Below are 17,534 nucleotides of genomic sequence, written 5' to 3' on the forward strand. Positions count from 1 at the left end.
CCATGCTGGGAAAAACTGCTGGCGGGTTGTTCTGGATGTCCCGGTATCTTGAGCGGGCGGAAAACACGGCCAGATTGCTGGAAACAGGCCAGAGGATGGCGCTGACCCGGACCAAGAATTCCGATGCGGAATGGGGATCGGTTCTGAAAACAGCCGGCGTTTTCGGTGGATACAGCGCCAAATATGATGAGATTTCAAAAGACAATGCCGTGGATTGGATGTTGCGTGATGCCGACAATCCATCCTCGATCAAGTCCGTCATCAAGCAGGCGCGAGACAACGCGCGCCTTGTTCGAACTGCATTGACCCATGATGTCTGGAGCGCGGTGAACGCCACATGGATGCAGATTGATCAAGCCATGAAGCGCCGCGTGAACGAGAGAGACCTGCCGGGGACGCTGGAGCTTATTCGTCAACAGGCGGCTCTGGTTCGTGGCGCAACGCTAGGGACCATGCTGCGCAACGATATTTTTGATTTCACCCGGATCGGCACCTTTGTCGAGCGGGCCGACAATACCGGGCGCATCCTGGACGTGAAGTATTATGTTCTTCTGCCGACGGCCTTTTCGGTCGGTTCGTCACTGGACAACATCCAATGGGAAAGCATCCTGCGGTCCGTGGGTGCGGGTGGTGGTTATCGCATGACCCACGGCCAGAATACCCGGCCGTCGGAAATTGCGCAGTTTCTGATCCTCGATCAGCGGATGCCCCGCAGCCTGCATTTCTGCTGCAGGAAGATCCAAGAGAACATTTCTTATCTCAGCAAAGACTATGGCTTTGCGGGGCCGTCGGTTACGGCGGCCAATGCGCTGTCCGAGAAGTACCTCGACCGGCAGATTTCCGATATCTTTGACCTTGGGCTGCACGAGTACATTCAGGACTTTTTGAAGGATCTCGGAGACTTGAGCCGCCAGATTGAAGTTGACTACCGGTTCTATGAGTGACCAATGAAACTGCATATTCGACACGAGACACGATACGATTTCGACGCGCCGGTTCCCTTTGGCCTGCAGCAGCTGAGAAAAACTCCCAAATCCTTCCGCAATCAGAATATCCTCTCTTGGAGCACCGAAGTGACCGGGGGGTGCAAGGAGCTGAGCTTTGAGGACTACCATCGCAACACGGTGGAACTGATCAGTTTCGAAGCGAATACCCAAAGCATCTCATTGATCTCCGAAGGTGTTGTTGAGGTTGAAGACACGCATGGTGTGTTGGGACGTCACGAGGGCTCGACGCCGTTGTGGCTTTTTCAGCGGAGCACGCCTTTGACAACGCCGGGCAAGGGTGTTGCAGACGTGATCGCCGCTTTGCCGGATGGTGAGCCACTTGAGCGGATGCATGCCCTGTCCGAAAGAGTTCGGGCTCAGGTCTCCTACGAAGTGGGTGGCTCGCACCCGGACTGGAGCGCAGAAGACGCTCTCAAGGCCGGGCGCGGCGTGTGCCAGGACCATGCGCATGTGTTCATCACCTGTGCGCGGAAGATCGGTGTGCCGGCCCGCTACGTCTCGGGTTACCTGATGATGAACGAAACCGAATTGCAGGATGCCACTCACGCGTGGGCCGAGGTTCATTTGGACGGGCTTGGCTGGGTTGGATTCGACGTGTCCAACGGGATTTCACCCGATGACAGATACGTGCGTGTCGCAACCGGTCTGGACTATGCCCAGGCGGCCCCGGTAATAGGAAACAGAATTGGGGCAGCGGGCGAGCAGTTGACGGTTCAATTGCAGGTCGCACAGCAGTAACGGAGAACCTGATGACCTATGCTGTGGGCATGCGGCTGAACCGCGGACTGGTTTTCATGTCGGACACGCGCACGAATGCAGGTGTCGACAACGTGTCCACCTTCAACAAGATGTTCAATTGGACCGTCGAAGGCGACCGTTCGATCACCTTGTTGACGGCTGGCAATTTGGCGACCACCCAAGCCACCATAAGCCTGCTGGAAGAACGTACAAAAGCACCGGAAGACCGGTCGCCGTCGATCCTTGAGGCGCCGACGATGTTTCAGGTCGCCCAATTGGTTGCGGCGACGCTGAACGACGTCATCGAGGGGCATTCCCGAGCGGGCCAACAGGCAGACAGCGCCTTTCACGCGACCCTGATCCTGGGGGGGCAGATCAAAGGCGGCCCGTCGCGCCTGTTTCTGATCTATCCCGAGGGCAATTTCATCGAGGCCGGTGAGGATACCCCGTTCTTTCAGATCGGTGAGACGAAGTACGGCCGCCCCATACTGGTACGTGCGTTTGATCCGGACATGAGCTTTTCCGAAACGGTAAAGCTGTTGCTGGTCAGTTTCGATTCAACGATCAAGGCCAATTTGTCCGTCGGTGCACCGCTTGATCTGCTGCTTTATGAGGAAGACAGCCTTACGGCCGGCACGCGTTCAAGGTTCGAGCCTGACGATCAGTACTTTCGGACAATATCCGAAGGGTGGGGCGATGCGCTGAAGGTCGCCCTGTCAAAGCTTCCGGCATACGAAGCCTGACGAGCGAATTCTTGTGCTCCTGCTGGGCGCAGGTTTCAGGCTGCCAGACCCTCAGCAGCCATTTGACTCAGGGTCACTCAGATAGGCGATCATCTGGTCCAGGTCGCGGCGAATCCCGTGCAGGTCTTTGATCTTTTGATCCACATCGGCCAACTTGCTTTTTAGGTTCGCAATCACTTCGGGCCGCGGGATGGTGTTTTCCGGGTCTTCCGGTAGGAAGCGCTTGATTTCCGAAAGAGAAAAGCCAAGCGACTTGCTCATTGCGATGGTCTTGATGCGCGAAATCATTGCGTCGGGATAGTCGCGATAACCGTTCTCTAGGCGCTCGGGCGGTGGGATCAGGCCGTGTTTTTCGTAGAACCGAATGCTTGACGCTGACACGCCCGTGGATTCTGCCAATTTTCCGATCTTCATGCCCTTGACCTTCAACCATTGTCGAAGGTTTATATCACCTGGGATCGAGAAGAAAAGGATCCCAAGATGACTGTTTCACCGCTGTTTGAACCGCTCACATTGCCAAACGGGGCGGTTCTCAGAAACCGTCTGGCAAAAGCTGCAATGGAAGAAAGCCTGGCGGCTTTCGGGCAGGTGCCAGACGAGAAAATTCACCGGCTTTATCGCCGCTGGGCTGCGGGCGGCGCGGGCTTGTTGATTACTGGAAATGTAATGGTCTCGGCTGATGCGCTGTCCGGCCCCGCCAGCGTGGTTCTGGAAGACGGAACTGATCTTGCGCCTTTCCGGGAATGGGCCGAGGCAGGGCAGATGCGCGGCGGAGCAATCTGGATGCAGATCAATCATCCCGGTCGTCAGGTCCTGGCGAGCCTGGGCGAAGAAACGGTGTCGGCCTCCGACGTTCCGGTCGAGATCCCCGGTATGTCCAAAAACTTCAACCCGCCGCGGGCCCTGACCGAGGCCGAAATTCAAGACCTGATTTCCCGTTTTGCTCGAACAGCTGCGTTGGCCGAAGAAGCAGGATTTGACGGCGTTCAGATACATGCCGCCCACGGCTATCTTATCAGCCAGTTTCTATCGCCCTTGACCAATCGCCGTACCGACCATTGGGGCGGCTCTTTGGAGAATAGGGTGCGTTTCCTGTTTGAGGTCGTGCGCGCGATCCGGGCCAGCGTGTCCAAGGGTTTCACCGTTTCGGTGAAGCTGAACTCGGCTGATTTTCAGAAAGGTGGATTTGGGCAGGATGATGCCAAATGGGTGGTCAACCAACTTGGCGATATGGCTATTGATCTGGTCGAATTGTCCGGCGGTTCCTATGAGAGTCCGGCCATGCAGGGCAGGCAGGAGGATGGCTCCAGCACGGCCCGGCGCGAAGCCTATTTTGTAGACTTCGCGCGGGAGATCGCTGCTGACGCGAAAATGCCGATCATGGTGACCGGCGGCATTCGCTCTCGGGCTGTTGCCGAGGATGCATTGGCCAACAACCGGGGCGGGGTTGGCGTCTCGGTTCTGGGGGTGGCCCGCGCGATGGCCTTCGAACCTGATCTTGTCGAAAACTGGCGGAATGGCAAATCAGAGTCGGTCAATATCCCGGAAGTGTCTTGGGAAAACAAAAGGCTGGCCGGGTTCGCCTCGATGGTTCTGGCGTATTTCCAGCTTGAACGACTGGCAAATGGCAAGCCACCGAAGGTACCGCACTCGGCGTTTCTTGCGCTGATGCGAAATCAGATGCGGGCGAAGCGATGGACGAAACGTTACCGTTCCTGGCGCGATGCCCGAGCATAATGTGGTCAGGGACGCATAAAGCAGGGATCCAACGGCGTTTGTGCGGGTAATCACCGTGTGGCGGCGCCTTTGACGCTTGGCTTCCGGCGCCGACCGCAGGTGTTTCTGCCGTTGCCGCCAGAGTTGGAAATGGGCGCAACCTTACACAGGTTGCGCCCGAATTTTTGCCTGCTCGCCGCTTCTAACCAAGCAACCCTGGCAGGGTCAGCGAGATCGCGGGCACAAAGGTGATCAGCATCAGAGCGACCAGAATTGCCAGGTAAAAGGGCCATATCGTCCGAACCGCCTTTTCCATCGGCAGTTTGCCAACGGCGCAGCCGACAAACAGGCAGGAGCCAACAGGAGGGGTGCACAGTCCCAGGCCCAGATTCACCAGCAAGATCATTCCGAACTGCAGGGGATCAATACCAAGGCTGTTGGCAACCGGCAGGAAGATCGGCGTGCAGATCAGGATCAGGGCCGCCATGTCCATGATCATGCCCAGAAGCAACAAGACCGCATTGATCATCAGCAGGATAAGGATCGGGTTTTCCGTCAGGCCTGTCAGCAGATCCACCGTTTTGTCCGGCACTCTGTAGAAGGTCAGCATGTAGGCAAAGGCACCCGCGCAGGCGATCAGGATCATGACCATGGCCGTCGTGCGGACGGCCGACGCAACCGCGATGCAGAACTTGTCCCAGGTGATGCTCCGGTAGACCACGAGCGTGACGACAAAGGCATAGATGGCGCCGAACGCCCCGGATTCGGTGACCGTGAAGATGCCTGACAGGACACCTCCGACGATGATCACGGCAGTCAGCAGCCCGGGGATCGCGCTGAGAAAGCTGATGACCAGAGCCTTCCAGCCCGGAAAGGTTTCGGCCTGATACCCTCGGCGCACCGCAACAAGATACGCGGCGACGGCTAGGCAGAGGCACATCAACACGCCCGGAACTACACCCGCGAGGAAAAGCTTTGAGATCGAAATGCCGCCCCCCGCCGCAATGGCGAAGATGATCATGTTGTGGCTGGGAGGGATGATGATCCCTGCGATCGACGACGTGACCGTCACATTGACCGCATAATCCGCGTCGTAGCCTTTCTCCTTCATCACGGGAACAAGAATTGAGCCGAGAGCAGATATGTCGGCGATGGCCGATCCGGAAATTCCACCAAACAACATCGACGAAAACACATTCACGATGCCCAAGCCCCCACGAACGGCGCCGACCGCGGCTGACGCGAACCGCACCAGACGCATGGCGATCCCGCCGTGGAACATCAGTTCGCCGGCGAAGATGAAGAACGGGATTGCCATCAACGAGAAAACGTTGATGCCCGAGATGATCCGCTGGAACCCGATCATCAGCGGCAAACCTTCGAACCAGAAGGCCGAGATGGCGGCAATGCCCAAGGCGAAGGCCACGGGTGTTCCGATCAGTACACACAGGGCGAAGACGCCAAGCAAAAGAAGAATTCCCATGATCCGCCTCTATTCGATGCTGTCTTTTCGCTCGTCAAAACCGACGCAGAGGCGGATCAGGTGACCAACGGAAAACACAAGGATAAGGCCCCCGCCAATGGTCAGGGGCAATGACCGCAAGCCTTCTGGAACCTGGATCAGGGGGATGAGCGACCCCCATTTGAACATCGTAAGCCGCGCCCCGAACACCAGCATCAGAGCGCCGAATCCGGCCATGATCACATCCGTGCAAACGACCAGAGCCGTCCTGACTCGCCGCGGAACGACCGAGCGCACGAGAGACACGGACAAATGCGTGTTGTCGTGCACACCGACAGCCGCTCCGATGAACGCGATCGTCATGACCAGCAGCAGGGCGACCTGCTCGACCCACGTTGGCGTTGCGTTCAGGACGTAGCGGCCGAAGACGAGCCAGCCGAAAATGACGGTGACCACGACCAGCGCGACACCGGTCACGATCCGGCATGCATCGGCGATGCCGTCGAGGATCCTGACCATTGTGCGCACTGAGGACGGGGGCGGAGATGTATTGCTCATAAGCCTGAAACTCTTGATCAGATGTCCGGCCCCGCATTGGAAGGGCCGGACGGTATCAGATCCGATACGGTTCGATCACTCGGTCGCCTGGATGGTTTCAACCAACGGGCGGAGGTCAGGGTTGGTTGCGAAATAGGCCTCGTAGACCGGGGCCATCGCGGCCTGGAACGGCGCTTTGTCGGCCACTTCGTTCACTACCACACCCGCAGCCTCGACCGCCGCGCGGCTGGCCGCTTCACGTTCGGCCCACAATTGCCGCTGCAACTCGGCGGACTCTTGCGCCGCCTCTCTGACTGCGGCCTGCAGTTCGGGCGACAAGGCGTTGAATTTGTCGGTGTTGACGCAAACGCATTCAGGAATGATCAGGTGCTGGGACAGCGAGTAATAGCCGGCAACCTCGAAATGGCCGGTTGACTCGTAAGACGGCCAGTTGTTCTCGGCGCCATCGACGACCCCGGTCTTCAGGGCCTGATAGACCTCGGCGAAGGCCATGGGCGACGGGTTGCCGCCAAGTTCGGCAATCATGCCGGTGAACAGATCGTTGTTCATGACCCGCACTTTCATGCCCTGGACATCGGCCGGGGTATTGATCGGCTTGGTCCCGTTGTAGAAGGAGCGGGCGCCGGCGTCATACCAGGCAAGTGGGGTCAAACCCTTGGCTGCCATACCGGCCGCGATCGCGGCACCGCCCTCGCTGTCCAGAACGCGGAACATGTGAGGGACGTCCTTGAAGATGAAGGGCAGTGAAACGACATTTGCCTCGGCGACAATCGGTCCTATTGGGCCAAGGTTGAAATTTCCGACCTCAAGAGCGCCAGCGCGGACCTGTTCGACCGCATCGGGCTGGCTGCCCAATGTGCCGCCGTGGAACATTTGCAGGTTGATTTCACCGCCGGTCTTTTCGGTGACCAGTTCGGCGAATTTGTCCATCGCGACAGTATTCGGGTAGCCGTCTGCGTGGATGTTCCACCCGCGCCAATCCTTGGCCAAAGATGCGCTGCCGGTCATGACGACCATGGCTGCGGCGCCGATCAGTGTTTTTGTAAGTTTGGTGTTCATGCTTTCCTCCCTAGAAGCAGACAGATGTTTTTTGGTGATCGGTCGGAGCCGGCTATGAAAAGAGCAGGCCTCCGTTGATGTCGATGTTCGCGCCCGTAATGAATGCGGCGGCGTCCGAGGCCAGAAACGCGACGAGGTTTGCCACATCCTCGGACGTGCCTTCGCGTTTCAGCGGTGTGGCGCTGGCCACGTTGGTTCGGACTTCGGTCTTGGTGAAGACATTGTGGAAGTCTGTGTCGATCATGCCCGGGCAAACCGAATTGATCCGGATCTCGGGCCCCAGTTCCTTGGCCAGCCCACGTGTCATCGTCATGACCGCCCCCTTCGAGGCCGCATAGGCGACCGCGCCTGGACCACCGCCGTCACGACCCGCCTGACTGGCGAACCCGACGATCGCGCCGCCTTTTTTCATGTGCGGCAACACCGACTGAACGGCGCGGGCAAAAGAAGTGGTGTTCAGGTCCATAACGTAACGCCAGTGGTCCATGTCCATATCGGACAGGGTCTTTCGGGCCACCAACCCTCCGGTCACGTGGACAAGAATGTCGATCCGGGGCCCGAAAGCGGCAATCGTTTCTGAGACCAGCCTGTCCACATCCGCGCCTGACGTCATGTCGCCCTGTACGGCAATCGCCTGACCGCCGGCAGCCGTAATCTCCTGGACCGCAGACTCTGCACCCGTGGATGAGCTGTGATAGTTGATTGCGACCGATGCTCCGGCCTCGGCCAGTTTCAGAACGCAGGCACGGCCGATGTCCCGTCCGCCGCCGGTCACGATCGCAACCTTCCCTGCAAGGTCCCGGGTCAGGCCAATCTGTTCAGCGTTCAATTCGGTCATTCTCTTGTCCCTTTGGATACCCGGTCAGCCTGCCGGCGCGCCCGTTCCGATCTTTGAGTTCGAACGGGCATGAAGCAGTGTTGCGTATTTTAGTCGACTAGGATACTAGTATTGTCAACAACTTTGTTTGGGGATCACAAAAGGCATCGCACGGTGCGTGCCAAATCAATTGGCTGGAGATACACTGACGAGTATCGAGGGAGGGGCCTCGAGCTACGAAAAACCACCCGAGTTGGTCACGCGCAGAAAAAGGCAGGAAATGCAAAGTATTACGGACAAGATCGAGCGGCGCACAACCACTGACATCGTTTATGAGAGCCTGTACGAGGCGATCGTTTCGCTTGAAATTCTGCCGGGGACGAAACTGTCCGAAGCAGACATCGCAAAGAAGTTTGAGGTGTCCAGGCAGCCGGTCCGCGATGCTTTCAACAGGCTCGAGGCGCAGGATTTGCTGCTGATCCGTCCTCAGAAAGCCACTCGGGTCCGCAGCTTTTCAATGGAACGGATCGGTCATGCACGCTTTGTTCGCCTGGCCGTCGAGTTGGAGGTGGTGCGCGCTGCATGCCAGGTCTGGAGGCCCGAGTACTCGAAGTTGCTGGAAGACAACCTCAAGCGGCAGAAAGACGTGGTTTCAAGGAAAGAGGCCGAAGAGTTTCATCAACTCGACTACGACTTTCACCGGTTGATTTGCGAGCTGAGCGGCAACCCGCTGGCCTTCGACACGATTCAGGAATGCAAAAGAAAGATCGACCGCCTGTGCGTTCTGAGCCTTGGGCGCGAGAGCGAGGCCGAGACTCTGGTTCGGGATCATGTGGCGCTGGCCAAGGCGCTTGCAGACCGCGACGAGGCGGTGGCGAGCGAAACCATTCGCCGTCATCTGGGCCGTATCGACAAGACCATCGAAGAGGTTCACGCGAAACATGCCGAGTATTTCGAGTGAAATGAACGCCGCCACCCGACCGAGGACACTGCATCATGACCAATAGCTATCCGATTGTGTCGCCCGCGCCGGGCGTCATGCGCCAGATCTTGGCAGATCACGAAGACCTCATGATGGTGTCCTTCCGCTTTGAGAAAGGTGCCGAAGGCGCACTGCACGACCACCCGCATGTGCAGTCGACATTTGTGCGGTCCGGGCGGTTCAATTTCGTCATCGGAGATCAGGAGCGAGAGCTGGGGCCCGGTGACAGCCTGATCATTCCGTCCGGCGTAAGCCATGGTTGCGTTTGCCTGGCGGCCGGAGAGTTGATCGACTGTTTCACGCCCAGGCGGGACGACTTTCTGTAAGGCGCAATCCGCGAACGCGCTTGCCGTGGCCCGCGATTACCTTGACCCCATGAGGCCGGTTAACCTGTTTTTCGGCGAAACGGGTCGGGCAGGGGGCATATCATTGCGCCGGAAATCGGATCAACCGACAGCGGCCCCGCAGCTTGGGCTAGGAATTGCGGTCCTCACGTGCTGATCCAATGCCAAGGATCAGGTCGGCGCATCGTTCGCCCAGCATCATCGCAGGTGCGTTTGTGTTGCCGGCGTTGATGTCCGGCACGGCGGACATGTCGCACACCCGCAAGCTCTCGACCCCGCGCACGCGCATTCTGGGGTCCAGCACGGCCATTCCATCACCGTCACGGCCCATTCTGGCAGTGCCCGCCGGGTGATAGTTGGTTTTCACGAACCGTTTGCAGTGTGCTCGCAGCGTCTGGTCGTCGTCCGCTGTCGGAATGACAATTTCGCGGATCCTTTGCGCAAGCGGGCCCGAGGTGAATGCTCGACGAAAGAAACTCTGCCCCCGGATCATCTCCTGCATATCGTCTTCATTCTTAAGAAGGTTGGGCGAAACTACTGGCATGGCGTCGGGGTCTGCCGAGCGAAGCCGAACCTCTCCGCGTGATTTCGGTTTGACTACGACGGTCGTAACGGTCAGGCCAAAGTCATCCTGCACCTCGTCAAGCGCGTCGCGATCCAGATAGACGATGGGAACGCAAAAGGCCTGAATGGTTGGTTCTCCATCAGGGTTCGACGGATTGACGAACGCGCCGGCTTCGACCCCGGCCGAAGTCACCGGGCCGCTGCCGAACAGCTTGAACTGAATACCGTTGCGCAGCATCCGCCAGCCCTCACCTTGTTTGAAATATCCGTAAGGGCCGTTGGCAAAGGCGGTGATCGGAACTTCGGGGTGGTCGATCAGGTTTTGGCCGACCCCGGGCAATGGGCAGACCACGGGAATATCGTGTTCGGCAAGATGTGCATCCGGTCCGATACCCGACAGCATTAGAATTTTCGGCGTGACCAGGGCACCAGCCGCAAGCACAACCTCACCATCACATCGGACGGTGTGGGACCCGCGTTTGTCTCGATACTGCACGCCGACGGCCCGGTCGTTTTCGATGATGATTTTGCTGACTTTTGCGCCCAGCCGGATGGTCAAATTCGGGTCCGTCTCGAGAGGAGCGAGGAAAGCGTAAGCTGACGAGCTGCGCTTTCCGGCGCGATTGGTGAACTGATAGAACCCGACGCCGCGCTGGCTTGCGCCGTTGAAGTCCGTGTTGAATGGTTCGCCAAGGGCCTGCACAGACTGAACGAACCAACGGGACATGTCGTCGATATGCCCCGGATCCGAGACCTGGACCGGACCGTCGCTGCCGTGCAGGTCGTTGTGCAGCCTGTTGTTGCCTTCCATCCTGCGGAAATAAGGCAGCACATCGTCCCATCCCCAGCCGACCCCGTCGTTGGTCTGTCGCAGCAGGTCGTTCCATGCGTCATAGTCAGAAGGCCGACCGCGCATATAGACCTGCGCATTCACCGACGACCCGCCGCCCAGAACGTTGGCCTGCGGAATGTCATGCACGCGGCCGTCCAGGTGGTCCTGCGGTTCGGTCTGGTGGTAGGTCATGAACTTGGACCCGTTGATCATCTTGAAGATACCCGGCGGCATGTCCAGCAGTGGATGGCGATGCGAATGCCCCGCCTCCAGCACCAGAACCCTGCACTTGCCTTTGTTGACCAGCCGCGCTGCTGCCGCGGCGCCGGCCGAGCCGCCGCCGATGACGATGTGATCGAAGGTTTCCGTCATGATTTCGCCTTCAGGTCCGGCGTTTGGGCTCGCTGATCGAGTCGCGCTCGACCAGTTCGCATTCCAGCTTCACGAGTGGATGCCGCTGACCGTCCGTCGGTCCATGGAACAGCTGTTCGACGACCCAGCGTCCCATCGCCCGGGTGGGAAGGATCATCGACGTCAGGGGCGGCGACAGGTGCCGCGCGGTTTCGTCATCGTCAAATCCGATGACTGAAATGTCCTCGGGGATGGACAGGCCAAGTTCCTTGAGAGCCTCATAGCAGCCGATGGCCATGCGGTCATTCTGGCAGAAAATGGCGGTTGGCGGAGAGGGCAGGTCCATCAATTCGCGCGTGGCGGCGTAGCCTGCGCTGGGCAGCCAGTTGCCCTCGATGACCAAATCCTCGTCAAATGGGATGTCGGCGGAAGCCAGGGCGTTTCTGTACCCGGTCGTACGCCCGGCGGCGCATTCCATGAACGGCTCGCCGGTGATGGTGGCAATTCGTTTGTGCCCGGCCTTGATCAGGGCGTTGGTCGCCGTATGTCCGGCAGCGACTTCGCCGGGGATCACCGCAGGAAAAGAGAGGTCGTCGCAAAAGCAGTTCAACAGCAGAACCGGAGTGGCCGTCTGCCTGAGGATCTCCGGCACGACCACCCGTCGCGTAAAAACGGTCGCGTAGATGATGCCTGCAACCTGTTGGTCGAGGAAATACCTCAGCGTTCTGGGCTCGACCTCGGGGTCGTTTTGTGTTTCGGCCAGCAACACAAGGTTTCCGGTGTCCCGAACGGCCTGTTTCACCCCGTTGAACGCGTTCACCATCTCGGGGCTCGACGCCAGATCATCCACGACGAAAGCTATGGTTCCGTCCAGCGCCGCGGGCCGGCGCGCGCTGTCCTGGGGTTTCCTGAGTTGAGAGGGCATGGCGTATCCAAGCGTGTTGGCGGCATCCAGGACCCGTTGCTTGGTATCCTCGGAGATCTTGACGGAATCATTCTTGTTGAGAACCAGCGATACTGTCGTCTGTGAGCACCCGGCGACGCGCGCAATGTCGTGCATCGTTACGCGCTGCCGGCCCGCGACTCGTCCTACACCCCTGTGCTGCCCGGCTTTGTTCGCTTGATCGTTCATCGCTCAACCTTTTTGTTCGCATCCTTTTTATCGACTATGCGGAGGGCGTGCAACTAATATTAGTAGATGATAATTAATATTAGTGTTGACGAAATAATATTATTAGTGTTTTGATCGGCGGTGCGGTCGCCATTGTGGTCTGGCCGAGCAAGCGCGGGAGGCTAAATTGCGGTCTGTAGTGGGGGAGTTGGGTCAAGTCGTTCGCCATTCGATGTTCATCGATGGCCGCTTTGCCGACTTTGACGCGGATGCGGTCGATGTCGAAAACCCCGCAAATGAAGAGATCGTAGCGCAGGTTCCAGATGGTGGTGCCATGCATGCCGATGCAGCGGTCGAGGCAGCCCGCGGGGCTTTTGCCGCGTGGTCTGCGCGCCCGGCGATCGAGCGGGCGCAAATGGTCCGAGCGCTCGCCGAGGCCATTCGGGTCGACGCCGCGCGTCTGGCTGCTTTGATCACAGCCGAGCAGGGCAAGCCGATCTCGCAGGCCCGAGGTGAAGTGGATGCTGCCGTCACCTTCCTGTGCTATGCAGCAGAAGAAGCCCGGCGGATTTCGGGTGACATAGTGGCCTCGGACAACAGGTCTGAAGAAATCCAGATTCGGCGCCATCCCTATGGGGTTGTCGTTGCGCTGACGGCCTGGAACTATCCCTTGGCATTGGCCGCCAGAAAAATCGGGCCAGCGCTGGTCGCGGGCAACACCGTTGTTTTGTTGGGGCATGAAATCACGCCGCTGTCGGGTCTTGCGATTGCCGAACTTGCGGACAAGGTCGGCTTTCCGCCCGGAGTTCTGAATGTTCTTACGGGGAAAGGGCCGGTGGTTGGGCAGCGGTTGGTCGAACACCCCGATACGTCGCTGATCACGATGACCGGCAGCACGCGCGCCGGGAAAGAGATTTTTCGCACAGCGGCCGACCGGATCAAGGTTGTCCGGCTCGAGCTTGGGGGCAAGGCTCCGTTCATCGTGATGGAGGATGCGGATGTTGACGCCGCCGTTTCGGCCGCCATTGCCGCCCGGTTTGCCAATTGCGGCCAGATCTGCACCTGCAACGAGCGTATGTATCTGCATCGCGGCATTGCAGATCAATTCTTGGAAAAATTCGTGTCAGAAGCCCGCGCATTGTCGATCGGGGATCCGATGGAGGACTGCGACCTGGGGCCCAAAGTCAGCAAGGTCGAAGTGACCAAGGTCGCCGAAATCATCCAACGCAGCATCGCAGAGGGTGCCACGGTGCATCTCGAAGGTGGGCCTTTGACGGACGGCGCGCACGGCAAAGGGCACTGGATGTCCCCGACCGTTCTTGAGGTCTCCGACAACGGCAATGCCGCGATGCAGGAGGAGGTCTTTGGCCCCGTGGCGACAGCCATGCGGGTCGATGATTTTGATCAGGCGATAGCCTTTGCGAATGACACGTCATTCGGGCTGTCCGCCTATCTCTTTACGGCGTCACACCGCCGATTGATGGAGGCCCCGAGCCGTTTGAAGTTCGGCGAACTGTACATGAACCGTTCGAATGGCGAGGCCGTACAGGGGTTTCACACTGGTTGGGGGCTGTCGGGGGTTGGGGGCGAAGACGGCGCCTATGGCTTCGATGGCTATCTGAGGAAACAGACGACTTACATGAATTGGGCATGACCTGAAAACTCGCGGTCAAAACGGAGGCGACCGCACCAATGGAGGAGGAATAACCATGAAACGCAGAACTCTTTTGATCTCGACGGTTGTCGCAGGTGCGCTGTTGGGCACCACGGCGATGGCACAGGATCTGCCGCCGCTTGAGCAGAAAGATCGCTACAAGGTCGGCTTTGCGCAGATGGAGTCGAACAATCCCTGGCGCATTGCCGAGACGAAATCGTTCCATGACACGGCAGAGGCCTGCGGCTGGGATCTTATCGCGACGGATGCGGCCGGATCTGCGGCCAAGCAGGTTGCGGATGTGGACAGCATGATCGCGCAAGGCATCGACGTCCTGTTCCTGCCCCCGCGGGAAGAAAAGCCGTTGATCCCGGCCGTTATGAAGGCCCGTGCCGCCGGCATTCCGACCTTTCTGGTGGACCGCTCGGTTGATCCGGCCGTCGCCAAGCCGGGCGAACATTTCGTGGCATTCCTTGGATCGGACTTCATTGATCAGGGCAACCGGGCCGCGCAATGGCTGATGGAAAATTTCGAGGGCGACAAAGGCATCATCGTACAGTTGGAAGGCACGACAGGTTCCTCGCCTGCAAATGACCGCAAAAAGGGCTTCGACGACGCGATCGCAGCGGATGACCGTTTTGAAATCGTGGCGTCTCAGACCGGGGACTTTGCGCGCGACCTGGGTCGTCAGGTGATGGAAACCCTGCTGCAGGCGCATCCTGACGTGAACGTGGTCTACGCCCACAATGACGAGATGGCGATTGGTGCGATCCAGGCTCTGGAACTGGCCGGCCGCAAACCCGGCGAGGACGTGACCATCGTGTCGATCGACGGGACACGCGATGCGCTTCAGGCCATCATCGACGGCAAGATGGGCGTCACGGTCGAAAGCTCGCCCTTCTTCGGCCCACTGGCCTGTGAAGTCATGAAGAAATACGCGGCTGGCGAGACGATCCCGGAATGGGTGAAAGTCGAAGATCGCATCTTTACCAAGGACAACGCGGCCGATCACATCGACGAAGCCTATTGATTCTCCCTGGTGGGTGGTGCTGGCCTGTGGTCGGCGCCGCCTGCAAGCAATCGGAGGAAGACATCTCATGAATGCGCTCGTCTCGATGTCGGGAATTGAAAAGTCCTTTGCCGGCGTACCGGCACTCAGCCAGGCCAGCCTGGAGATCGCACCGGGCGAAGTTCATGCGCTGATCGGTCAGAACGGTGCCGGCAAATCGACGATGATCAAGGTCCTGACCGGAGTTTACGACCGGGATGCCGGCGACGTGCATCTGGCGGGTGTGCCGAGCCGCATCTCCACTCCGCGCGAAGCGCAGGAATCCGGAATTGCCACGATCTATCAAGAGCTCAACCTGGTGCCGCTGCGGTCAGTGACCGAGAACATCATCATGGGGTACGAGCCCAAACGTCTTGGCTTTCTGGTCGACTGGCGCGAAGGCAACAGGCGCGCACGCGAGGTTCTTGCGCGCTTTGGCATAGATATCGACGTGACCGAGCCGCTGGGAAATTTCTCGACGGCGATCCAGCAATTGGTTGCGATTGCGCGGGCTGTGTCATTGGACGCAAAGCTGGTCATCATGGACGAACCCACCTCGTCATTGGATGCCAGCGAGGTCGAGGTTCTGTTCGGTGTGGTGCGCGAGTTAAAGAAACAGGGCGTTTCCGTCCTGTATGTCTCGCATTTTCTCGATGAGCTGTTCCAGATCTGCGACCGGGTCACAACGATGCGAGACGGCCGCACAGTCAGCACGCGCAACGTGCAGGACACGACCAAACTGGAAATGATCGCGGACATGCTGGGCCGCAACAAGGACGAGATCGCGGCAGACGGGCTCACGGACTTCGCCGGCGCTAAGGCCAAGAAAGGCGATATCGTTTTGCGGGCTGTCTCTGTCTCGACAGGCCCGCGACTGACGCATTTCGACCTCACGCTCCACCGCGGGGAGATCGTTGGGCTGGGCGGGCTTCTGGGCTCTGGCCGGACAGAGGCTGCGCGCGCGTTGTTCGGTGTGGACGGGGCCCGCAGCGGCGCAATCGAGCTGCACGGTGCGGTCGGGCAACCGTCCGGACCGGGTGACGCGATCGCAAACGGGGTCGGCTTTCTGACCGAAGATCGCAAGGCCGAAGGGATCATTCCTGACATGTCCGTGCGCGAGAACATGACGCTGGCCCTGCTGCCGAAACTGGCCAGCCGTGGTCAGATCGACTTTGCCCGCGAGCGCGAGATCGTTCAGGCCTTCATCGACGACCTGGGCATCAAGGCGGCGCATATGGACCAACCCATTCGCGAGTTGTCCGGCGGCAACCAGCAGAAGGTGCTTCTTGCCCGTTGGCTGGCGACACAGCCCGACATCCTGATACTCGACGAGCCGACCCGAGGCGTGGATGTCGGCGCCAAGCGAGAGATCCAATCTTTCATTCGGTCTTATGTCGAAAAGGGGTTCGGCGTTGTCCTCATCAGTTCGGAATTCGAAGAACTGGTGGAAGGCGCTGACCGCATCGTGGTCATGCACGAGGGGCGCTCGGTCAAGGAACTGACCAACCCCGGGATTACCGAGAATATACTGGTGCGCGCGCTTGCGCATCATGAAGAAGGAACTGGTTCATGGACCGCGCAATGAAGTTGCCGCAACGGGTCGCATCGATGCCCTTCCGCTTTCATGGCGGCATCGCCGCGTTGATCGCCCTGCTGGTGTTCAACGCGTTTTTCACCCCCAATTTTCTGCAGCTGCAGACCCTGTTCGTGAATATCAGTCAGGTTGCCACGATCGCCATAGTGGCCATGGGCATGACGCTGGTCATCGCCACGGGTGGGATCGATCTGTCGGTTGGCGCGGTCATGGCTTTGGCCGGGGCGCTGGCTCCACTGATCTTTCTGTCGGATCTGGGCGCCGCCAATCCGATGCTTGGCGTCACTTTGGCCATTGTCCTGCCGCTGCTCGTCGCGGGTTTATGCGGGGTATTCAACGGCGTGATGGTTGCTGTGTTGAACGTGCAGCCCATCGTTGCGACGCTCATTCTCTTCATCTCTGGTCGGGGTATTGCCCAAGTCTTGACGAACGGGAACCTGCAGACATTTTCCAACCCTTCATTCAGTTATCTTGGAACCGGCAAGGTGCTTGGCTTGCCGTTCCAGGGGTGGCTGGCGCTGGCGATTGCCTGTGTGCTGTTTTGGGTGATCACCAGAACCACTTGGGGCCGCTACCTGCTGGCGATCGGCGGCAATGAACGTGCGGCCTATCTGGCGGGTGGTCCCGTCCGGCGGGTCAAGATCGGGGCCTATGTCATCTGCGCGGTGCTTGCAGGCCTGGCCGGTCTGATCGTGGTTGCGATCAACTCGGCCTCGGACGCCGCGCGCAACGGCAATCTGATGGAGCTTGATGCCATCGCGGCCGCTGTCGTTGGCGGGGCTCTTTTGCAAGGCGGGCGGGCGCCGATCTTTGGCGCCATTCTGGGTGCCGTGATCATCCAGTTGGTCAAATATACATTGTTGGCCAACGGGGTAGAGGACGAAGTTGCACTGATCGCCAAAGCCGTCATCATAATCCTGGCCGTTTGGGTCCAGCAGTTCCGGAGGGCTTGAT

Annotated in this window: 17 protein-coding genes; 10 read left to right on the forward strand and 7 right to left on the reverse strand. The window is 59.1% G+C overall.

Going from position 1 to position 17,534, the window contains the following annotated elements; translation table 11 throughout:
- Positions 1–2: 2 nt before the first annotated feature.
- The 3 genes from ACR0MM_RS00295 to ACR0MM_RS00305 are packed head-to-tail and all read left to right on the forward strand — an operon-like array spanning position 3 to position 2,488.
- Positions 3–944 carry an alpha-E domain-containing protein gene (locus tag ACR0MM_RS00295; protein WP_480693774.1) on the forward strand — a complete coding sequence of 314 codons (942 nt, stop codon included), beginning with the start codon at positions 3–5 and terminating at the stop codon, positions 942–944.
- Positions 945–947: 3 nt separating this feature from the next.
- Complete coding sequence (locus ACR0MM_RS00300; RefSeq protein ID WP_170528143.1) at positions 948–1,745, forward strand: transglutaminase family protein; 798 nt, start codon at positions 948–950, stop codon at positions 1,743–1,745.
- Between the two features lie 11 nt (positions 1,746–1,756).
- On the forward strand, positions 1,757–2,488 hold the full coding sequence (locus ACR0MM_RS00305) for a proteasome-type protease (protein WP_170339269.1): 732 nt from the start codon (positions 1,757–1,759) through the stop codon (positions 2,486–2,488).
- A 51-nt stretch (positions 2,489–2,539) separates the two neighbouring features.
- Here the strand turns inward: ACR0MM_RS00305 and ACR0MM_RS00310 are convergent, their stop codons facing one another.
- The gene (locus ACR0MM_RS00310; RefSeq protein WP_170357446.1) at positions 2,540–2,902 is read right to left on the reverse strand and encodes a MerR family transcriptional regulator; all 363 of its coding nucleotides are present in this window, start codon (positions 2,900–2,902) and stop codon (positions 2,540–2,542) included.
- Between the two features lie 66 nt (positions 2,903–2,968).
- Between ACR0MM_RS00310 and ACR0MM_RS00315 the strand changes: the two genes are divergently transcribed.
- Positions 2,969–4,225: an NADH:flavin oxidoreductase/NADH oxidase family protein gene (locus ACR0MM_RS00315; RefSeq protein ID WP_480693776.1), complete on the forward strand. Its 1,257-nt coding sequence runs from the start codon at positions 2,969–2,971 to the stop codon at positions 4,223–4,225.
- Between the two features lie 181 nt (positions 4,226–4,406).
- Here ACR0MM_RS00315 and ACR0MM_RS00320 read toward each other — a convergent pair whose 3' ends face one another.
- The 4 genes from ACR0MM_RS00320 to ACR0MM_RS00335 form a co-directional block, all read right to left on the reverse strand.
- Positions 4,407–5,687: a TRAP transporter large permease gene (locus tag ACR0MM_RS00320; protein ID WP_170339264.1), complete on the reverse strand. Its 1,281-nt coding sequence runs from the start codon at positions 5,685–5,687 to the stop codon at positions 4,407–4,409.
- Positions 5,688–5,696: 9 nt separating this feature from the next.
- The gene (locus tag ACR0MM_RS00325) at positions 5,697–6,185 is read right to left on the reverse strand and encodes a TRAP transporter small permease (RefSeq protein WP_254435497.1); all 489 of its coding nucleotides are present in this window, start codon (positions 6,183–6,185) and stop codon (positions 5,697–5,699) included.
- 114 nt (positions 6,186–6,299) lie between these two features.
- Positions 6,300–7,283 (reverse strand): TRAP transporter substrate-binding protein, encoded by a 984-nt coding sequence (locus tag ACR0MM_RS00330; protein WP_170538261.1) that lies wholly within the window; start codon positions 7,281–7,283, stop codon positions 6,300–6,302.
- Positions 7,284–7,335: 52 nt separating this feature from the next.
- Complete coding sequence (locus ACR0MM_RS00335; protein WP_170437072.1) at positions 7,336–8,121, reverse strand: SDR family NAD(P)-dependent oxidoreductase; 786 nt, start codon at positions 8,119–8,121, stop codon at positions 7,336–7,338.
- A gap of 259 nt (positions 8,122–8,380) precedes the next feature.
- Here ACR0MM_RS00335 and ACR0MM_RS00340 point away from each other — a divergent pair, with 259 nt between their 5' ends.
- Positions 8,381–9,061, forward strand: coding sequence for a GntR family transcriptional regulator (locus tag ACR0MM_RS00340; protein WP_260065550.1), 681 nt, complete (start codon positions 8,381–8,383; stop codon positions 9,059–9,061).
- Between the two features lie 35 nt (positions 9,062–9,096).
- Complete coding sequence (locus ACR0MM_RS00345; RefSeq protein WP_260065552.1) at positions 9,097–9,408, forward strand: cupin domain-containing protein; 312 nt, start codon at positions 9,097–9,099, stop codon at positions 9,406–9,408.
- 148 nt (positions 9,409–9,556) lie between these two features.
- On the opposite strand, the gene ACR0MM_RS00350 is transcribed toward ACR0MM_RS00345, so the two are convergent.
- Positions 9,557–11,194: a GMC family oxidoreductase gene (locus tag ACR0MM_RS00350; protein WP_480693779.1), complete on the reverse strand. Its 1,638-nt coding sequence runs from the start codon at positions 11,192–11,194 to the stop codon at positions 9,557–9,559.
- 10 nt (positions 11,195–11,204) lie between these two features.
- Positions 11,205–12,305, reverse strand: coding sequence for a LacI family DNA-binding transcriptional regulator (locus ACR0MM_RS00355; RefSeq protein ID WP_254436530.1), 1,101 nt, complete (start codon positions 12,303–12,305; stop codon positions 11,205–11,207).
- Between the two features lie 166 nt (positions 12,306–12,471).
- Between ACR0MM_RS00355 and ACR0MM_RS00360 the strand changes: the two genes are divergently transcribed.
- From ACR0MM_RS00360 to ACR0MM_RS00375, 4 genes are all read left to right on the forward strand, one after another.
- Positions 12,472–13,938 carry an aldehyde dehydrogenase family protein gene (locus ACR0MM_RS00360; RefSeq protein ID WP_480693781.1) on the forward strand — a complete coding sequence of 489 codons (1,467 nt, stop codon included), beginning with the start codon at positions 12,472–12,474 and terminating at the stop codon, positions 13,936–13,938.
- Positions 13,939–13,993: 55 nt separating this feature from the next.
- On the forward strand, positions 13,994–14,968 hold the full coding sequence (locus tag ACR0MM_RS00365) for an ABC transporter substrate-binding protein (RefSeq protein WP_093961695.1): 975 nt from the start codon (positions 13,994–13,996) through the stop codon (positions 14,966–14,968).
- A gap of 67 nt (positions 14,969–15,035) precedes the next feature.
- Positions 15,036–16,571 carry a sugar ABC transporter ATP-binding protein gene (locus tag ACR0MM_RS00370; RefSeq protein ID WP_244952397.1) on the forward strand — a complete coding sequence of 512 codons (1,536 nt, stop codon included), beginning with the start codon at positions 15,036–15,038 and terminating at the stop codon, positions 16,569–16,571.
- The gene (locus ACR0MM_RS00375; protein ID WP_480693783.1) at positions 16,556–17,533 is read left to right on the forward strand and encodes an ABC transporter permease; all 978 of its coding nucleotides are present in this window, start codon (positions 16,556–16,558) and stop codon (positions 17,531–17,533) included. The genes ACR0MM_RS00370 and ACR0MM_RS00375 overlap by 16 nt, the downstream gene beginning before the upstream one ends.
- The last annotated feature ends 1 nt before the right edge of the window (position 17,534 follow it).

The sequence above is a fragment of the Ruegeria sp. BC6 genome (assembly GCF_056539185.1).